Annotated in this window: 2 protein-coding genes; both read right to left on the reverse strand. The window is 57.7% G+C overall.

Annotated features, from left to right (window positions below):
- A partial coding sequence (locus ACXJJW_RS02410) for a MarR family transcriptional regulator (RefSeq protein WP_456474128.1) occupies positions 1–188 on the reverse strand: 188 nt, incomplete at its 3' end.
- Positions 189–246: 58 nt separating this feature from the next.
- Positions 247–2,222: heavy metal translocating P-type ATPase (locus tag ACXJJW_RS02415; RefSeq protein WP_456474129.1), on the reverse strand; the 1,976-nt coding region annotated here is incomplete at its 5' end.

Here is a 2,222-nt window from a genome sequence, read left to right on the forward strand (position 1 = left end):
GCGAAGCTTACACGTTTATTTTTGTTCACCCTCTCAACCTTTATGAAACCCTTTCGACGAAGCGAATCCACCAGCTCCGAGGTCCTGGACAGGCTGATCCCCATACTCTGCGATAAGGTTGAGATGGTTGCTCTTTCTCCCCCCTTCTGAAGTGTCTGCAGCAACCTGATTTCTGATTTTCCAAGCATGTGTATCATATTTCCGAACTCTTATATAAATAACTTCGGTTTATTGATACAACCTGCATCAGTGCATGTGCTTCTCATGCTCGGCCTCGTGCTCCATCTCCGGCATCCTCTCCTCAGCAGCTTCTGCCCCCTCCGGCTCATACTTCCTCAGCGTCTGGCTGTTCATCGCCACTATAACTGTGCTCATGGACATGAGCAGAGCACCTATTGCGGGGCTTACGACGATGCCATAGCTGTAAAGCACGCCGGCGGCGAGGGGAATTGCAAAGATGTTGTAGCCAGCCGCCCACCACAGGTTCTGAACCATCTTGGCATAGGTTTTTCCAGATAGGTCCATCACCCTGGGCACATCTCTGGGGTCGTTCCTCACCAGTATTATGTCGGCGCTCTCTATGGCAACGTCGGTACCAGCGCCTATGGCAACGCCCACATCTGCGGTAACCAGAGCGGGAGCGTCGTTTATGCCATCGCCCACCATGGCGACGCGCATGCCTCTGCGCTTCAGCTCCTCAATCTTCTCAGCCTTCTGGTGGGGCAGCACCTGGGCGAAGTAGTCGTCAATGCCCAGCTCCTCGGAGACCCACCTCGCCACCTCCTCGGCATCGCCGGTGAGCATGTACACCCTCACCCCGCGCTCCTTCAACAGCCTCACCGCCTCCCTTGAGACCTCCCTCACCCTGTCGGCAAGCGCAAAGGCGCCCGCAAGCTCGCCGTCAACCAACGTGAAGACCACCGTCTTGCCCTGCCTCTGAAGCTCTTTTATGCGCCCGTCCTCCACGGCTATGCTGAGCTCCTGTAGCATACCAGGGCTGCCCACGCACACCTCTCTGCCCGAGACCTTCCCGCAGGCGCCCTTGCCGGGGATAGCTCTGAACTCATCCACAGCCGGCACCTTCACTCCAGCGTGCTTGGCGTGCTCCACTATCGCCTTCGCTATTATGTGCTCCGAGTTTCGCTCAACGCTCGCCGTAAGGGAGAGCAGCTCCTCCTCGGGGATAAAGGCAACAACATCGCTCACCCCGAACTTCCCTTCTGTCAGCGTGCCCGTCTTGTCAAACACCACCGCATTCAAATCCTTAGCAGCCTCAAAGGCGCGGCGATCCCTTATCAGTATTCCGCTCTTTGCTGTGATGGAGGTTGAAATCGCAACCACGAGGGGAATCGCCAGCCCCAGAGCGTGCGGACAGGCGATGACAAGCACCGTCACGGCACGCTCCAGCGCGAACTCGGGCATACCCCTGGAGTACCACACCGCGTAGGTGGTTATTCCCACCGCCATGGCGACGTAGAAGAGCATCGCCGCCGCTCTATTGGCTAAGTCCTGCGTTCTTGAGCGGCTCTCCTGCGCCTGCTTCACCAGCTTGATTACCTGCGCCAAGTAGGTCTCCTCGCCGGTGCGCTGTATCTTCACCTTAAGCGAGCCCTCCACCACGATTGCCCCGCCTATCACGTCGTCCCCAGACTTCTTCCTCACGGGCCTAGACTCGCCGGTGAGCATCGCCTCGTTCACGTGGCTCTCGCCCTCCACCACCACGCCGTCGGCTGGAATCTTCTCCCCGGGCTTTACCAGCACCACGTCTCCAGCCTTAAGCTGCGAAACAGGTACGTCCTCTATGGTGTCCTCCTTCACCAGGTGCGCCACAGTGGGCATTATCTTGACCAGCTCCTCCAGCGCCCGTGAGGCGCCGAGAATGCTCTTAGCCTCAATCCAGTGCCCCAGGAGCATTATGTCGATAAGCGTGACCAGCTCCCAGAAGAAGTCCTGACCCTTAATCAGGAAAACCGTGGCTGAGGAGTAGAAGAAGGCCACGGAGATGGCTGAGCTTATGAGAGTCATCATACCCGGCTGCCTTGCTTTGAGCTCTGCAAAGCTGCCCCGCAGGAAGGGGGCACCGCCGTAGAAGTAGACCGCAGAGGAGAGCAGAAACAGAATCTCCTTCTGGAATGGTATCTCTATGCGGAAGCCAAACCAGAGCTGAATCATCTCGGAGAGCGCGAGGATGGGTATCGTCAGAGCGAGGCAGACGAAGAAGC

This window comes from Candidatus Pyrohabitans sp. (genome assembly GCF_054014795.1).